Source organism: Mucilaginibacter pocheonensis (genome assembly GCF_031456535.1).
Classification (GTDB): Bacteria; Bacteroidota; Bacteroidia; order Sphingobacteriales; family Sphingobacteriaceae; genus Mucilaginibacter; species Mucilaginibacter pocheonensis.
In genome coordinates this window covers 186,686-202,218 of sequence record NZ_JAVDUU010000005.1, presented here as the reverse complement: position 1 = coordinate 202,218, position 15,533 = coordinate 186,686, and the positions used below count along the sequence as shown (strand labels likewise).

At 39.9% G+C, this 15,533-nt stretch carries 18 protein-coding genes; 13 read left to right on the top strand and 5 right to left on the bottom strand.

Going from position 1 to position 15,533, the window contains the following annotated elements; translation table 11 throughout:
- Positions 1-92: 92 nt before the first annotated feature.
- The 10 genes from J2W55_RS24035 to J2W55_RS23990 all read left to right on the top strand — a co-directional run bounded on the left by J2W55_RS24035 (position 93) and on the right by J2W55_RS23990 (position 9,632).
- On the top strand, positions 93-500 hold the full coding sequence (locus J2W55_RS24035) for a winged helix-turn-helix transcriptional regulator (RefSeq protein WP_310102440.1): 408 nt from the start codon (positions 93-95) through the stop codon (positions 498-500).
- A gap of 332 nt (positions 501-832) precedes the next feature.
- On the top strand, positions 833-2,005 hold the full coding sequence (locus tag J2W55_RS24030) for an aminotransferase class V-fold PLP-dependent enzyme (protein WP_310102437.1): 1,173 nt from the start codon (positions 833-835) through the stop codon (positions 2,003-2,005).
- 14 nt (positions 2,006-2,019) lie between these two features.
- The gene (locus J2W55_RS24025; RefSeq protein WP_310102434.1) at positions 2,020-2,706 is read left to right on the top strand and encodes an NUDIX hydrolase; all 687 of its coding nucleotides are present in this window, start codon (positions 2,020-2,022) and stop codon (positions 2,704-2,706) included.
- 85 nt (positions 2,707-2,791) lie between these two features.
- On the top strand, positions 2,792-3,025 hold the full coding sequence (locus J2W55_RS24020) for a nucleotidyl transferase family protein (protein ID WP_310102431.1): 234 nt from the start codon (positions 2,792-2,794) through the stop codon (positions 3,023-3,025).
- Positions 2,964-3,689 (top strand): NUDIX hydrolase, encoded by a 726-nt coding sequence (locus J2W55_RS24015; RefSeq protein WP_310102428.1) that lies wholly within the window; start codon positions 2,964-2,966, stop codon positions 3,687-3,689. Before J2W55_RS24020 ends, J2W55_RS24015 begins: the two co-directional genes overlap by 62 nt.
- A 4-nt stretch (positions 3,690-3,693) precedes the next feature.
- A complete protein-coding gene (locus tag J2W55_RS24010) occupies positions 3,694-5,115 on the top strand; it encodes a nicotinate phosphoribosyltransferase (RefSeq protein WP_310102425.1) in 1,422 nt (473 codons plus the stop codon).
- 6 nt (positions 5,116-5,121) lie between these two features.
- Complete coding sequence (locus J2W55_RS24005; RefSeq protein ID WP_310102422.1) at positions 5,122-7,116, top strand: TonB-dependent receptor; 1,995 nt, start codon at positions 5,122-5,124, stop codon at positions 7,114-7,116.
- Entirely contained in the window at positions 7,116-7,745 is a 630-nt protein-coding gene (gene pnuC, locus J2W55_RS24000) for a nicotinamide riboside transporter PnuC (RefSeq protein ID WP_310102419.1), read from the top strand. The genes J2W55_RS24005 and pnuC overlap by 1 nt, the downstream gene beginning before the upstream one ends.
- Positions 7,738-8,730, top strand: a complete 993-nt coding sequence (locus tag J2W55_RS23995) for an AAA family ATPase (protein WP_310102417.1) — start codon at positions 7,738-7,740, stop codon at positions 8,728-8,730. Before pnuC ends, J2W55_RS23995 begins: the two co-directional genes overlap by 8 nt.
- A complete protein-coding gene (locus tag J2W55_RS23990; RefSeq protein ID WP_310102415.1) occupies positions 8,727-9,632 on the top strand; it encodes a ribose-phosphate diphosphokinase in 906 nt (301 codons plus the stop codon). The genes J2W55_RS23995 and J2W55_RS23990 overlap by 4 nt, the downstream gene beginning before the upstream one ends.
- Positions 9,633-9,639: 7 nt before the next feature.
- On the opposite strand, the gene J2W55_RS23985 is transcribed toward J2W55_RS23990, so the two are convergent.
- The 3 genes from J2W55_RS23985 to J2W55_RS23975 are packed head-to-tail and all read right to left on the bottom strand — an operon-like array spanning position 9,640 to position 11,942.
- A complete protein-coding gene (locus J2W55_RS23985; RefSeq protein ID WP_310102412.1) occupies positions 9,640-10,371 on the bottom strand; it encodes a DUF6348 family protein in 732 nt (243 codons plus the stop codon).
- 1 nt (position 10,372) lies between these two features.
- Positions 10,373-11,377: an ADP-ribosylglycohydrolase family protein gene (locus J2W55_RS23980; protein ID WP_310102409.1), complete on the bottom strand. Its 1,005-nt coding sequence runs from the start codon at positions 11,375-11,377 to the stop codon at positions 10,373-10,375.
- Complete coding sequence (locus tag J2W55_RS23975) at positions 11,367-11,942, bottom strand: helix-turn-helix transcriptional regulator (RefSeq protein ID WP_310103030.1); 576 nt, start codon at positions 11,940-11,942, stop codon at positions 11,367-11,369. Before J2W55_RS23975 ends, J2W55_RS23980 begins: the two co-directional genes overlap by 11 nt.
- Positions 11,943-12,541: 599 nt before the next feature.
- Here J2W55_RS23975 and J2W55_RS23970 point away from each other — a divergent pair.
- From J2W55_RS23970 to J2W55_RS23960, 3 genes are all read left to right on the top strand, one after another.
- Positions 12,542-13,609: a DUF3644 domain-containing protein gene (locus J2W55_RS23970; protein ID WP_310102406.1), complete on the top strand. Its 1,068-nt coding sequence runs from the start codon at positions 12,542-12,544 to the stop codon at positions 13,607-13,609.
- A gap of 51 nt (positions 13,610-13,660) precedes the next feature.
- Positions 13,661-13,936 carry a hypothetical protein gene (locus J2W55_RS23965; RefSeq protein WP_310102403.1) on the top strand — a complete coding sequence of 92 codons (276 nt, stop codon included), beginning with the start codon at positions 13,661-13,663 and terminating at the stop codon, positions 13,934-13,936.
- A 347-nt stretch (positions 13,937-14,283) separates the two neighbouring features.
- Positions 14,284-14,571 (top strand): DUF5076 domain-containing protein, encoded by a 288-nt coding sequence (locus J2W55_RS23960; protein WP_310102401.1) that lies wholly within the window; start codon positions 14,284-14,286, stop codon positions 14,569-14,571.
- 54 nt (positions 14,572-14,625) lie between these two features.
- Here J2W55_RS23960 and J2W55_RS23955 read toward each other — a convergent pair whose 3' ends face one another.
- Complete coding sequence (locus J2W55_RS23955) at positions 14,626-15,048, bottom strand: hypothetical protein (protein ID WP_310102398.1); 423 nt, start codon at positions 15,046-15,048, stop codon at positions 14,626-14,628.
- 36 nt (positions 15,049-15,084) lie between these two features.
- Entirely contained in the window at positions 15,085-15,339 is a 255-nt protein-coding gene (locus tag J2W55_RS23950) for a hypothetical protein (RefSeq protein ID WP_310102397.1), read from the bottom strand.
- Positions 15,340-15,533 lie beyond the last annotated feature (194 nt).

The window sequence follows — 15,533 nt, the reverse complement described above, 5'->3', positions numbered from 1 at the left end:
CCAGAATACCATACAATTACGGGCTTACGAATCAAATAGGGACAAATTTATCCGTATTGCGCACGTGGTGATGCGAACGTATATTTGCGTTGATGTATGTAAAAAAGATCACTCCCTCGCTTAATTGCGGCCTTGACCTGGTTGGTGAAGTGCTGTATGGCAAATGGAAGATCCGCATTTTGTGGTTCATACATGAAGGCCACCTAAGACCGAGTGAACTGCAGCGGAAGATCCCGGATGTGAGGAGACGGGTACTGAATGTTCAGCTGAAGGAACTGGAGGATCATGAAATGGTGACTAAAACTATTTATCCGGTGATGCCACCAAAGGTGGAGTATGAATTGACGGAATTCGGAAAAACGCTGATCCCGCTTATTCGTTCTATCGGCCTTTGGGGTGACGAACATCAGGAACAGCTGCGCAGGGTGATCTTAAAGCACAACGAACCACACTCACTTAATACCGAGGAGCATCGGGCTAATCTGAAGATCTCGGTTTAAAATAAAAGAGGATCTCAATCCTTGCAACCCTCTTCATTCGGGTTTATAACATTTACCACACTTAAAAGCCGTACATACCCGCTGTCCGTAGAGTTTCAGTATGGGGCAAAGGAAATGTGCGCTGTCCGAACATCTCCAACTTAGAACACATAAAAGGTACACCAGTAAAACAGGGAAGATAACCAAAAAGCTCCTTTTGATAAGCGGCCGTTAAAAGTAAATAGCAGATAGGTTACAGGTAGCTTTTGTTTCAGGCGCATGGATGGTTTTGGCAATACGCTAATATATCATTACTTTCAATTATAATTATAGCAGCTTATATAAAATGTAACATGATACCCAGAGGTAAATTATATATCAGCTATAAGGACTCAGTTGCGGGGGCTTATTATTGCTTTACTGATCGCTTTCGCTCACAAAGGCCGGATGTTGATCAGCACGCAAACGAACTGGTTTGTCTCTCGGTGAGAACTGGCATCGATCTGGTATTAAATGCTTTGAGTTTCCCGCCAGGCTCCGAGATGATTGTTACTGACATCAACATACCGGATATGTTCGCCATAATTAATTGGCACGAACTAACGCTTGTTCCTATTCCAGTTAATAAGTATACCTTAAATATGTCTCCTGCTCAGGTGGAAGCTGCAATTACACCTGCAACTAAAGCTATTCTGATCACCCACCTTTTTGGTGGTATTATGGAAACTGAAGCGATAATTGCCATAGCCAAAAAGCATAATCTCATTATATTTGAGGATTGCGCACAGGCGTATGCCGGTAATTTATATGGCGGGAATCCCGCATCGGATGTGGTGATGTTTAGCTTTGGCTTTATTAAAACCAACACGGCTATTAGCGGGGCGATGATAAAAATAAAAGACCCGGCTTTGTACGTTGAGGTTGTTGCGCGGAATGGGGACTACCATCAACAAGGCACTACGGGCTATTACAAAAAGCTTCTTAAAGTGCTTTTTGTAAAGTTGCTCACCGATAAAATTATTTATACCGGATTTTATAATTTAGTAATGGCTTTGGGAAAAGACTTTGAAAAGGTATTAGATGGCTTTACCAAGGGCTTCCCAGGCGACGATATTTTTAAACAGATCCGGCATCAGCCTTCCACCCCAAATCAAAGGCTACTCCGAAAAAAGCTTGCAAACTTTGATCAACATCGTATTACTAAAAGAGTTCAATTAGCTCATGATATTTTATCAAATATCCCCGATAATTATAAAATTGGTTTTAAGAACAAGAGACATACATACTGGGTGATGCCTGTTGAAACCCATGACCCGGAGGGACTGATCAAGCACTTACGCAGTAATGGTTTTGATGCATCGCAAAAGGCATCGAGCTTGATCAAGTTGAGCGGGGCGGGTATCGCTCCCCGGCCTGAAGAGTTAACATTGGAGAACCTTGTTTATTTACCTGTTTATCTAACCATGAGTCGGAAAGACCGCCATAAACTAACAGAGCTTTTAGTTGATTTCCCATTGGTGAAATAATTTAACTTTGCACCATGCCAGCCATGCAAAATATTAAAGTAGCTGTTGATGCCGTAGTATTTGGATATACTTCCAAAGAGGGTTTGTCTGTGCTGTTGATCAAACGCAACATCAAACCTTTTAAAGATAGCTGGGCATTGCCAGGTGGTTTGGTTGGCGACGATGAATCACTAGAAGAGGCCGTTCAGCGTGAACTAAAAGAGGAAACAGGTGTCAATATCAATTATTTAGAGCAATTATACAGCTTTGGCAAGCCAGGTCGCGACCCGCGGAACCGGGCGATATCCATCACGTACTACGGCTTGGTTAAACCAGATGCCTTCGAGCTTCATGCCGATACTGATGCCGCCGATGTGGCCTGGTTCAATATTAAGAAACTACCTCAGCTGGCTTTTGATCATAAGGAGATCCTAAACGCAGCACATGAGCGTTTGAAAAATAAAATGCTTTATCAGCCCGTGGGTTTTGAATTACTGGAAGAAAAATTTCCTTTTTCCGAACTTGAAAAACTATATATGGCTGTGCTGGACCGCCCTATAGACCGCCGGAACTTTAAAAAGAAAGTTGTCAAATTCGGTTTCCTCGAAGAAACTACCGAAAAGCAAGCGTTAGATGGTGCCGGTCGCCCTGGAAACTTGTTTCGTTTTAATGAGCAGAAGTACTTCCAGTTGCAAAAAGACGGTGTCAATTTCGAGATATAAATCGTTAAAAATTTAAGTAAATGAAAAAATAATTTGTGTATTTAAAACGCATATTTATATTTGCGTATAATTGACGCAAATTAATATGAAAACAGCCGTTATTATCGCTCGATTCCAAACGCCATACCTGCACAACGGGCACAAACAATTGATCAATACGGTAAAAGAAAACCATGCTAAACTGATCATTTTGTTAGGCGTAAGCCCGATAATGGGCAGCCGCAAAAATCCATACGATTATTACACACGTGAAAAGAATGATCAAGAAAGACTATTCCGAAGTGATCGTATTGCCGATAAGCGACCATCCCAGCGATAAAACCTGGTATGAAAATATTGATAACCTGCTGAAAAGTGTTTTCCCTGCCGAGCAGTTTTGTTTATTTGGCAGCCGCGACAGTTTTATCCCATACTATTCAGGCCGGTTTGAAACAGTGGAACTGCCCGAGCACGGTGATTATAACGCCACCGAACTGCGCAAGCAATACGCAGGTAAAGTGTTCGATTCCAATGATTTACGCGCGGGTGTCCTGTACGCTTACTATAACCAATACACCAAAGTTTACCCTACAGTTGATATTGCCTGTTTCAGGAATAATAAAACGGAGATACTGTTGGGCAAAAAAGCAACCAACAACAAATGGCGTTTTATCGGCGGCTTTGCTGATCCCGAAGATGACTGTTATGAAGCCGCCGCAAAACGTGAATTGATGGAAGAGTGTGGGGAGATGGAAATAGGTAAAATGACCTATGAAACATCGCACAAAATAAACGACTGGCGCTACCGCAACGAGGCTGATAAAATTATTACCCTATTGTTTAGCTGCGATTTTATCAGTGGATCGCCCGCCGCACAGGATGACATTATAGACCTGGACTGGTTCGCGGTTGCTGATTTGCCAAAGATGATAGAGAACCAAATCATTAGCCCTGAACATTTGCAGATGTTCGAAGTAATTATTACCAGATACCGAAAAAACTAATACCATGAAACGTGAAAATTTGATCCTACTGGCTGATGCCTACAAATACGCTCACCATAAATTTTACTACCCCGGCACTACGCAAATTTACAGTTATCTGGAAAGCCGGGGCGGCATGTTTGATGAAACCATCTTCTTCGGCCTGCAATATTTTTTGAAGGAATACCTGCAAGGGCCTGCTTTTACCCAACTGGATCTGGACGAAGCCGGCGGTTTTCTGCAACAAGTATTTGGCAGCGATGATGTATTTGATAAATCTAAATTTCAATACATCCTTGATAAATATAACGGCCACCTGCCTGTAAAGATTAAAGCTGTAGCCGAGGGTACTGCCGTCCCAACCAGCAATGTGTTAATGACCATCGATAACACTGACCCGGAATGCTACTGGCTAACAAATTTTTTAGAAACCCTGTTAATGCAGGTATGGTACCCATGTACCGTAGCAACCTTAAGTAACCAAATACGGAAAGTAGTTACCCAATACTACAGCGAAACCGCAACCGAAGGTGCCGAAGCCGGTATTGATTTTGTGCTGAATGATTTTGGCTTTCGTGGTGTAAGCAGTGTAGAAAGTGCAAAAATTGGCGGTGCGGCCCACTTGATCAATTTCAGTGGTAGTGATAACCTGGCCGGAAGCGGCATGGCTATTGATTATTACGATGCCCAAAAAGTATATGGATTAAGCATCCCTGCAACGGAACACAGCATTTGCACGTTGTTAGGTCGCGATGGTGAATTGGAGATCTTTAAACACGTGCTCCGCAGTTTCCCAACCGGTACTATTGCCTGTGTATCTGATAGCTTTAATATTTTTAAAGCTTGCCGTGAATATTGGGGTGGCGAACTGAAAGAAGAGATACTAAATCGCCAAGGCACCCTGGTTATCCGTCCCGACAGTGGCGATCCGATCATGACCCTACTTGAAATATTTAAGATTCTGTTCGAAACATTTGACTTTACCACTAATAGCAAAGGATACAAAGTTTTACCACCGCAAGTAAGAGTGATCCAAGGCGATGGTGTGAATTATGCCGAGATCATTAACATCTACAATGCCCTAAAAGCGAACGGTATCAGCGCCGAGAACCTAGTATTTGGAATGGGTGGCGCTTTGCTGCAAAAGGTAGACCGCGATACCCGGAAATTTGCATTAAAATGCAGTAGCGTAGTTATCAACGGCCAGGAGGTTGCAGTAGACAAAAGCCCAACCGAGATGGATGCTCAGGGCAACATCACCCCAAGTTTTAAAAAGAGCAAGCGCGGTCGTCTGAAACTGGTAAAAATTAACGGCATATTTAAAACCGTAAACGAGCAGGAACATATAGAATTAGCAGATGAACTGCACACTGTATTTGAAAATGGCAAATTGTTGAATCCCATTACATTTGAACAGGTGAAAGCTAATGCCAATCACAAAGCCTAAACTGTTATGTTAAAAAATATTATTACCCTTATTACCCCGTTGTTCGCCTGTATACAAGTTAAAGCTCAGGCTACTTTAAAACGCGATACTACTCACTTGATAAAAGAAGTAGTGATATCGTATCAAGCCGATAAGTTAACGCCAATAACCTTTCAAAATATAAGCGGGAAAGATTTAAAAGCCAAATCTACCGGACAAGAACCATCTTACCTGCTTTCAGAAACACCTTCTATTACCGTATACTCTGATGCCGGAAGCACGCAGGGCTATTCTTATTTCAGGATGCGGGGGATTGACCAAACCCGGATAAATATATCATTAGATGGCGTTCCGTTAAATGAGCCTGAAGACCAGGGCGCTTATTTTTCAAACTATCCGGACATTATGAATTCGGTGAGCAAGATCCAGATTCAGCGCGGCATCGGCACCAGCAAAAACGGTGTGGGGAGTTACGGCGGAAGTGTGCAGTTGTTTTCTCCAAATCTTTATGATTCTACCTATACTACCATTGGTTTGGGCTACGGATCGTTCAACAGTCACAGGATATTTGGCGAGTATAACAGCGGCATGAAAAACTACAAGGCGTTTTATGTAAGGGCTTCACAAGTATATTCAAACGGGTATAAATATAATTCGTCAAATAACTCGCAATCAGTTTTTATGAGTGGCGAATTAATTGCCGATAAATCTATCTTTAAGATAAATGCATTGGTCGGGCACCAACAAAACCAGCTGGCTTGGCTGGGCGTTTCGGAAGCTTTGATAGCACAGGACAGAAGAACAAATGCCGATGAAAATGAGCGGGATAACTTTACGCAGGCTTTGATACAACTGCAACATTCATGGCATCCCAACAGCACATCAAGTATTCAGTCGAGCGTTTATTACACCTTCCTGCATGGTAATAACGATTTTAACCCGAACAGCTTTTTGGGACTTCCATCAACAAACGAGTTGTATAATTATGCCTTTCAATCCAACTTAATTGGGTTATTTAGCAACTATACTTTTTCAAAAAAATCATTTAACTGGACAACAGGCATTCATGGCAATATTTACGACAGGCGACATATTGGTAGCGAAAAAACACTGGGCCAGCTATATGAAAACACCGGCAATAAAAACGAGTTCAGTGTTTTTACCAAGGCCGATTATACCATTAATAAGTTGACGCTTTTTGCTGATATACAGGCACGCTATGCCTCATTTGTTTACCGTGGCGATGTGCCTTTAAATAAATTGGACTGGCATTTTATTAATCCTAAAGCGGGGTTAAGTTTTGCAGTTAACAATCACGCTACGCTGTATTACAGCATTGGCAGAACCGGGCGCGAGCCAACGCGGAATGATATGTTTGAAGGCAATGATAACTTATTGGCTGATGCTTCGGGCCAAGCTGCTATTGCAAGTACCAATCCCGAATACGTAGTGGACCAGGAATTAGGGCTGCGGCATCAATCAGGTACGATTAACTTCAATTTGAATTTTTATTATATGAGTTTTAAAAATGAGATCGTGTTGAACGGACAATTGGGGCCTAATGGCTTAGCCCTTACTAATGAAGTAGACCGAAGTTACAGAACCGGGGCCGAGCTGAATATCAACTATAAGGTTAATGATAATATACATCTCATTAATAACTCATCTTACAATTACAGCCGTATTAAGGAGCAAACACAGGCATTTGCGCCGATATTAATCCCACCGGTTATTATTAATCAGGAAGTAACGTATAGCCGAAAAAGTTATTTAATAGGGTTATCGGCCCGATATCAGGACAGGTCTTTTATAAATTTTGCCAATAGCGCCCAGGTCAATCAATATGTAACTTTAAACGCAAGGGTGCAGTATGATATTAAAGCGTTTCAATTCGGTATTTTCGTAAACAACATTACAAACACCAAATACTTTAACGACGGGTATGTAGATACAGATGGCACCAAAAAATACTTTGTACAATCGCCAACAAATTTTTACACTTCTGTAAAATATACGTTTTGATGCATTTTTTTGAGATAGCAAATACCGCTTTTACAGTTATAGGTTACCCCATTAGCTATGTTGAACTAATAGGAACGGTATTTGGCCTCATCTCGGTTTACTTTGCATCAAGGGCTAATATTTTAACCTGGAGTACGGGTATTGTCAATGAGGTTTTCCTTTTCATCCTTTTTTTCCAGGTGCATCTGTATGCTGATATGTTTTTGCAAGTCTACTTTTTTATAGTAACTATTTATGGTTGGTACAATTGGAACACTACAACTGTCGAAAACAAAATTGCAGCTATTAATACAAAAGCAAGGTGGTTAATCGCCGCTGTTATTATAGTTGGTTCGCTTCTAAGCGGCTTGCTCATTGAAAACATCCATTTATATCTGCCCGGTTATATCAAGGTAGCAGCGGCTTATCCTTTTACCGATTCTTTGGTGATGGTGTTAAGTATAATTGCCACAGTATTATTGGCCAAAAAGAAAATTGAAAACTGGCATTTATGGATCTTAGTAGATGCTATTTGTGTGGTATTGTACTTCAAAAAGGGGGTTTATTTTCTATCTCTGGAATATTTGATCTTCCTAGGCTTAGCGTCATACGGCTTGTATCACTGGAAAAAACAATTGGCTAATGGTTAAGGCATTTGTATTTGGAAAGTTTTTGCCTTTTCACAAAGGTCACGAAGCTATGATCAGCTTCGCGCTCACTCAGTGTGATTTTTTATCGGTACTGGTTTGTTGCGATAAAGAAGAAACCATTCCGGGGGATGTAAGAAAGGGCTGGATTGAAAGCACTTTTGCAGGTGTGAAAAACATAGAGGTAAAAGTGCTTCATTATGATAGCAGGCTATTGCCCAATACTTCCGAAACATCCGCAAGAGTTTCAGAAATTTGGTCGGTTGAGTTTAAAAAACATTATCCTAATTACAATCTCCTGATTACCTCTGAACCTTATGGTGAGTTAGTTGCCGATTTTATGGGTATACACCATATTGCTTTTGATCTGACTAAAGGACGGCACCCCATTTCTGCATCCGTAATCAGGAATGATCTTTTCGCTAACTGGCATTATCTGCCTGCTGCTGTTAAGCCTTATTTCGCTATTAAGGTGGCCATTTTAGGGACTGAATCAACCGGGAAGACAACCCTGACTGAGCAGCTTGCTAAACACTTTAATTGTAGTGATGTATTAGAAGCAGGTAGAGAGTTAATTCCCGATTCAACCAGGTTTACTTTTGAGGATCTGCATTTGGTAGCCAATGAACATGCTAAAAGAATAGACGAAGCCATTTTGAGTGATAGCCCTTTGATAATTATTGATACTGATATACATATCACAAAATCGTACGCCAAATTCACTTTTGATAGGGAACTTCCGGTTCAGGATCATATTTACCTTACAAATATGGCTGATCTATACCTTTACTTAAATAACGATGCTCCTTATTATCAGGACGGCAACCGGTTAAGTAAAGTAGACCGGGATCTGCTTGACCGATCCCACAGGGATATCTTGATCGATCATCAAATTACATTTGTTGAAATATCTGGAACTTGGCAGAACAGGTTCGAGCAGGCCGTTTCGGAAGTTTCAAAACTCATTACAAATAAAGCTATACCATGAAGAAAATATTATTTGCCATTAAAGGTTACGAATACCTGGCCGAAAAAGTAATGGCCTGTGGCGATTTTGAGAGAGGCGAATTAGAAGTAAGCCACTTTACTGATGGCGAGCGTTATCAACGCATCATCTCACAGATAGAGAACAGAAATGCGGTACTGATTGGCGGCACTGTAAACGATGGCGCTACTTTAGAACTTTACGATCTGGCATCTTCATTGGTAAGCTACGGAGCCAATTCATTAACACTTGTTATTCCATATTTTGGTTATTCGACCATGGAGCGGGCGGTGTTAAGCGGCGAAATTGTTACGGCTAAAACACGGGCCCGCCTGCTATCGGCTATTCCAAAATCAAACAGGGGCAATAAGGTCCTACTGTTCGATCTGCATTCCGAAGGCATTCAATATTACTTTGAGCACGACTTGTATCCGATACACGTTTACTGTAAGGATATTGTGATGAAAGCGGCACTTGAATACGGCGGCGATAATTTCGTAATGGCTAGCACCGATGCCGGTCGGGCTAAGTGGGTAGAATCACTAGCTAATGATCTGGGAGTAAACGCGGCCTTTATCCTGAAGCGCCGCCTAAAAGGTGACCACACCAAAGTAAGCGCCATTAACGCCGATGTAGATGGCAAAACGGTTATTATTTATGACGATATGATCCGCTCCGGCGGAAGCATTATCAATGCAGCTAAAACCTATAAAAATGCCGGCGCCGGCGATATCTATGTAATTACTACACACGGTTTATTTGTGAACGATGGCATTAACAAACTAAAAGATAGCGGATTAATTAAGAAACTGATCTGCACCGACTCGCATCTAAACACGCAATTTATTAATGATGATTTTGTAGAAGTGAGAAGTTTAGCAAGCTTGATATGTGACGTGCTATAAGAATAGATTAGTCGTTAACTCCATCATATGCATCGCATCTTCTAAATATAATAAATTGTTTTAGGCCGTGGAATTCACCAGGCAATTCCCAGCTTTTGGCATAATTTGAAATTTCCGTGAAGCCTTCCTGCCAGTGTATATTGTTAAAGAGGCATTCGCCGATAATCTCGCCATCTGCCTTTTTGAAAATATAGATTTTCAGCCAGTTGATTTTATCGGAAGTAAGCTGGCTAGGAATCTTGCTTTTTAAGAGATTAAAGAAACTGTCTTCCGGAGGGTATTCCTTCCACTGGCCGAGGGCGATAAAGCATCCCACTTTGGGATGCCAAAGTACTTCCGATGTCATAAAGTCCAACTCAGGGTCATGCGTGTCGGAAAGACCATAGATGATAGTGTCAAATGTTGAATCAATGTAGTTGTCTAAAGTAGCATTAAACCGTTCCTCGGGCGAAGTGCCAAATCCGGCCACATTTTCTATGATACCGTTAGGGAAATATTGTAGGTGTGATGCGGAGATCATGAGGTGCATGACATTGGCATTGCCTGGGTTTTCGATGATTAGACACGAAAGTTCAAGTTCGCCATTCACCACTAGCGCTAAGTATTGCGTATGCCATTCGACCTGGTGCCCCTTTTCCAGCAGTTTAGCCTTAAAAATATTCAACACCTGTTGATTTTCATCAATACCAGTTGTTTCTATAATAGCCTTCTTTTTTTTAAAAAAATCAAGTAACCCCATGTTATGATTTTACTGCTTTAAACATTCTCGCCGCTAGATCTTCAATATCATCTTTACGGGCGAGTTGACTTAACCACTGCTGAGGGATACTATCATGATCATATAGTAATCCCGCGAGACCGCCAGTTACAGCACCTGTTGTATCTGTATCTTGTCCTAAATTAACCGCTTTTAAAACAGCATCTTTATAATTGTCTGTATTTAGTAGGCACCAAATACTGGCTTCTAATGTATGCAATACATATCCGCTGCTGCGAATTTGATTTTCGGGTATCATATCTATCCTGTCGATGAGCAACCGGTCAAATAAACTCGTTTCGTCCCTACTCATATTTATCGATCTCAAATATTCCGCTACATCTTTTTGCAACCGATTATAAACCACAAATTTCTCTTCTCCGTCCAATAGCCCTAAAGCAAATTCAAGATAATAAAAACAGGCAATTACTGAGCGCGCATGGCCATGAGTCATAGACGAAACTTGTTTGATCAGATCATAACGTGTTACCGTCGGTTTATCCTTGATATATACTAACAAAGGCAGTATGCGCATTAATGAGCCGTTACCGTTGCTTTCTTCCTCAAAGTCTCCGGCATGCTGGGGCGGTGTACCTTTTACCATTCTGTCGATAGCACGTTGCGTAGTCATCCCAATATCAAAAACTTCGTTATCTGCCGTCCAGTAATTATCATATCGCCAGTTGATAAAATTGCGGGCGGTGCCTTCTAAACTAAATCCAGAGGCAATGGCTTCGGCCAAGCAAAAAGTTAAAGAACTGTCGTCGGAGAAAGTTCCTGCCGGTTTGTTATGTGTACCGTAGCCGATCATGTCCGTCACAGGTTGCCGACTTATTTCCTCTCTGCTTTTAAATTCGACAGGCACACCTAATGCGTCGCCAATAGCCACGCCAAGTAAGATATCTTTACATCTTTTTAAATTTAGGTGCCCCCCATTTTTAATGTATCCAGAAGGTATCCATTCCGACCTAATGTTATTATTGTTCATTATTCTCCTGTTCTTCCTTTAACTGTGTAGTAAAAGTTACCGCATCGTAATTTTCTAACATTTTCCGTAACTGCGCTTTCAATTGCTTAACTAATATCCTTGGTCTGAGCACTTTCATTTTTGAACCAAACCCCAATAACTCCCGTTCTAACTCGAAGTTAAGGATCACTTTTATGCTGAAAACCTTACCATCAATTTCCTCACCTAATAGTTTTTGCGTATGATGCAGTGGTTTGGTTATTACATAAGGTGCATTAGCATTATCAATCCAGAACACCACTTCGCAATCTCGCTGTCCGGGGGATTTAGTAACGCCAATGACATCATTGTAATAAGTAGTCAAGTTTATAATTCTATTCTCCCTATATTTTTCATCATGCTCTTCTATGGATTGTATCCGGTCAAGGGCAAGATTTAACAGATGTCCTCTATTTTTATGTGGTACTCCCAACACAAACCAGCGGTTGCGATATTCCTTTAACAAATAAGCACTAAAACAAAATGTACTGGCTTCGCGGGCCTTAAAAGATTGATATGTTAAACAAAGCGTTTTCTTAGCCACAATGGCCTTACGGATACCTTTCCAACTAAGTGTTCATAAACGCTTACATCTACATCCAATGAAATTGTAGCCATAAAGAGGTTATCAGTTGGGTTAATGCTTACATCCACATCACCGATTCGTAGTGTTCTATATTTATAAGTTTCCAAGACATGAATCGAGGCATTTTCTATTGTTTCTGGTTTAAAGAATCCTTTTAATTTAATATACATGATAGAGCTAAGCAAAGACTATATAAAGGTAATTATCGAATGTAATTAAACAATAAAATCCGGCCTTCATAAGCCTACAGCTTATACACACACACACAGGAAATTCATTTGCCTTTGTAGAATGTATTATAGAATAAAATTACACATCAGGTTTAACTGTGGCTTAAAAACAGAAGCAGTAGTGATTAACTCGCATCTTATCCATTCTATACAGAATTTATCGAAGCGGAACAAAGTAGCATCTCTGACTACATGATCTAAAAGGTAATAGAACTAAATCTAAGTTTGATAAACCATTTCAACCGGTTCGCGCAGTCCAACCAATCAATGGAGTACAAGGTAGTTTGTTTTATATAACTAACTACTTACCTTAGTATAAACCTTATCGTCATGAGTGCCTTATCTGAATCTTTAGTATTCAATAGTAAGCAAGCATTGTTTGCTGCAATTGAAATACACAACAAACCAATCTTTCCTTATAGGTACCAAATCTGCTCAATTTTACTAATTAATGCATGGGAGCTTATTCTTAAAGGCTATATTGCTAAGTATAGGACAAAAGTTAAGCTTATTTCAGAAGATGGAACAACGAAACCATTTGAAGAATGCCTTGCCTTTGTTAAAAGCGCAATTGGGAATGAGTTTGCTCTTGAGAATGAAAACTTAGAATGTTTGTATGAGTTTAGATGTGACTACATTCATTTTTATCAAGATAGTATTGATCCTATCCTATACAGTCTTCTCGGCAAGGGAGTTCAGCTATATAGTAGATTCTTACTCAAGTTCTTTGGTGTCGATCTTTGTGATGAGGCACATCTGATTTTACTCCCGGTAGGCTTTAAGCCACCAGTATCACCGATAGATTTTCTTTCAAACAAATCGAATTTGAAAGACTCATCTAAAGAAGTTAAAGAGTTTGTTCGTAAAGTTATAGTATCTACAACCACATTGGCAAAAATGGGTGTTGAAGAGCCTATTCTCTATACGTTTTCTATGTCGGTTGAAAATGAAAAGAGAGTAAAGAATGCAGATATTGTAGCGGCCATTACACAAGAGATAGGACATGAAGCAATTGCTGTGAAGAATGTTTTGCATGGTGTCAGAATTAGTAACGAGGATGGCGCTAAGGTTGTAAAAGTTGAAGAGGAGAGTTTATTTCTAACAGTTTATACACAATCAAGTCGGGAAGTATATTTAAACGCAGTTAAGAGGTTTCCTGGATTGAAACAAAATAAGCAATACCGAGATATAATGAATCAAGCGAAAACCAATCCCCATCTTTTTAAAATAAGATATTTAGATGTATTGCACCACAAAGGAACAGGTCAGGGTTTTTATAGTGAGGCCATATACAACGTATTAGCCGAACATTATAAGACGAAAGAAACGGATGACATGGCAACGCAAATCGAAGAGGCCACTAATACAAAAAAAGCAGAGGCGGAACCGCCGATTTAACGACTTGATATTTTACTTTGATAGAAATACTAATTAAACGATCTTAGCTTTATGACTAAACCTACTAACTATTTAAGGGTTCTCCAATACTTAGAAGAATATGAAGGTGATGGCCTATTTCATTGCGTTGAAGATGTTTTAGAGGTTAACAAACAACAGCGAAAGAGTATTTTGATTGATTTGGCAAGAGAAGGACTGATTACTTTAATAGGAGGCCACGAAGCATCAAGTATAACCTTCGGATCGGGTATTCGTTTGGTGCGGGCTATATCCCTGCCGAAGCCAAGATTACATTTAAAGGCTCAAAGCACCTTAAAGAGCAATTAGAAAAGATTGAAAGCAAAGTTAACATTCATGTGGGGGACAATTCTACAGCCAATATGATATGGCATTCTCCCGGAGCCACAATTAACAACAAACCTCAAATAATCGAGAAGGTCGAAAGGATAAAAGAAGTAATAGCTAACGATATAAGTATTGACGATGCAACAAGATCGAATGCCGTAACCACATTGAACAATCTGGTTAGTGAAGTAAACAATTCTGGTGCACCGTCTCAAAGTACACTTAGTAATGTCCTATCAATAGGATCGAATATATCATCAATCGCTTCTTTAGCTATTTCGCTGTATCAGCTTTTCGTACATCCATAAGAGGCCTTAAATTAAAACTCAATGAATGAACTAAAGATTCCTCAGGCAGCATTTAAAGATAAGAATTCGTTTGAATTACTTAGGGTATGGGCCGCCTTTGAAGAACAGCATGTAACAATACGTTCCGAACTTAACGGGCAAGCAAAGGAGTTTGGATTTTTATTGGCAGAATTAGCTTTACATGGGGCTAAGCTGTATGCTCAACGAAGTGGGACTTCTGAAACGGATGCCCTTAAAGAAATCTTGGATGAATTTAATCATGAAATTATAAATGAAACGGGTGGCCCGAGCGGTCATATAGAAGAATAGCCGAAGAAATAGCATGGTAAATGGCATTTTGCCTATTAAAGAATGTACCAACCATTAGTTTGGTTCACTATTTTCCGGCTCAAACTTATAGTACAATATACCACCACCTATGCAAATACAATGGCATAACATTAAAGTATTGAATGTGGTATTGTCAAAGCCATTGAGCAACACAAGAAACAACTTAAATGTTACTACCACCAATAGTTCACTGGAAGAAAAGATAGCTAACAAACCTATTCTGTTTGGCCAGCCGGATCGAGAAACAAAATAGATGATGGCATAGAAGATTAACCATGTAATTACTGATGCTACAGCCGTAGCTAATACTATATATAAGTAAAATAAGAAGTTAACTAACTGAAATATATTAGAACTAATACCTGTTGATATAAAATTAATTAAGAAAAATATTATTGGAGCAGCGATAACACTAGTTAGCCACACCTTAAAACTATATACAATTGCTTGTTTCATTCATTTGTGATAAGTAAAATATACAACAAGTGATGGTTACCATATGATATGACCAGAAAGCCCAATGAGGTATAAAGACAGCATAAAGGTAAGTATAACAGCTGTCCATGACTTTAATGAAGGTTCATTGAAGAGCAGCAACCCAATAATTATAGCGGTTGCTAATCCTATTCTTCCTTTTATATATGAGTGATTAATAAAGAGCATGCCGCCACCTCCAATTAATAGAAAAAGGCATATAACTATACAAATAGCCCGATAAGTAATGGTATTAACTTTAGTAATGTTCATTGCATCCGAATGGTTTAAGTACAGCTAATATACAATAGTTGACCATTACAAGCTAAGTCTTGGCTGACTTCATTGCCTGTTTTTGCAAAGAATTTTTTCTATAAGGGTAGTTACAAGAATTGGGAATTTTCAGGAAGGCTTACGCGCTAATCTCTTAATGATTACAACAAAGAAATATACTATCCCGGTTAATC

Excerpts from the sequence above, each read along its gene's own strand:
- J2W55_RS24035 (WP_310102440.1), top strand. The coding sequence starts at position 93 with ATGTATGTAAAAAAGATCACTCCCTCGCTTAATTGCGGCCTTGACCTG.
- J2W55_RS24030 (WP_310102437.1), top strand. The coding sequence starts at position 833 with ATGATACCCAGAGGTAAATTATATATCAGCTATAAGGACTCAGTTGCG.
- J2W55_RS24025 (WP_310102434.1), top strand. The coding sequence starts at position 2,020 with ATGCCAGCCATGCAAAATATTAAAGTAGCTGTTGATGCCGTAGTATTT.
- J2W55_RS24020 (WP_310102431.1), top strand. The coding sequence starts at position 2,792 with ATGAAAACAGCCGTTATTATCGCTCGATTCCAAACGCCATACCTGCAC.
- J2W55_RS24015 (WP_310102428.1), top strand. The coding sequence starts at position 2,964 with ATGATCAAGAAAGACTATTCCGAAGTGATCGTATTGCCGATAAGCGAC.
- J2W55_RS24010 (WP_310102425.1), top strand. The coding sequence starts at position 3,694 with ATGAAACGTGAAAATTTGATCCTACTGGCTGATGCCTACAAATACGCT.
- J2W55_RS24005 (WP_310102422.1), top strand. The coding sequence starts at position 5,122 with ATGTTAAAAAATATTATTACCCTTATTACCCCGTTGTTCGCCTGTATA.
- pnuC (WP_310102419.1), top strand. The coding sequence starts at position 7,116 with ATGCATTTTTTTGAGATAGCAAATACCGCTTTTACAGTTATAGGTTAC.
- J2W55_RS23995 (WP_310102417.1), top strand. The coding sequence starts at position 7,738 with ATGGTTAAGGCATTTGTATTTGGAAAGTTTTTGCCTTTTCACAAAGGT.
- J2W55_RS23990 (WP_310102415.1), top strand. The coding sequence starts at position 8,727 with ATGAAGAAAATATTATTTGCCATTAAAGGTTACGAATACCTGGCCGAA.
- J2W55_RS23985 (WP_310102412.1), bottom strand. The coding sequence starts at position 10,371 with ATGGGGTTACTTGATTTTTTTAAAAAAAAGAAGGCTATTATAGAAACA.
- J2W55_RS23980 (WP_310102409.1), bottom strand. The coding sequence starts at position 11,377 with ATGAACAATAATAACATTAGGTCGGAATGGATACCTTCTGGATACATT.
- J2W55_RS23970 (WP_310102406.1), top strand. The coding sequence starts at position 12,542 with ATGAGTGCCTTATCTGAATCTTTAGTATTCAATAGTAAGCAAGCATTG.
- J2W55_RS23965 (WP_310102403.1), top strand. The coding sequence starts at position 13,661 with ATGACTAAACCTACTAACTATTTAAGGGTTCTCCAATACTTAGAAGAA.
- J2W55_RS23960 (WP_310102401.1), top strand. The coding sequence starts at position 14,284 with ATGAATGAACTAAAGATTCCTCAGGCAGCATTTAAAGATAAGAATTCG.
- J2W55_RS23955 (WP_310102398.1), bottom strand. The coding sequence starts at position 15,048 with ATGAAACAAGCAATTGTATATAGTTTTAAGGTGTGGCTAACTAGTGTT.
- J2W55_RS23950 (WP_310102397.1), bottom strand. The coding sequence starts at position 15,339 with ATGAACATTACTAAAGTTAATACCATTACTTATCGGGCTATTTGTATA.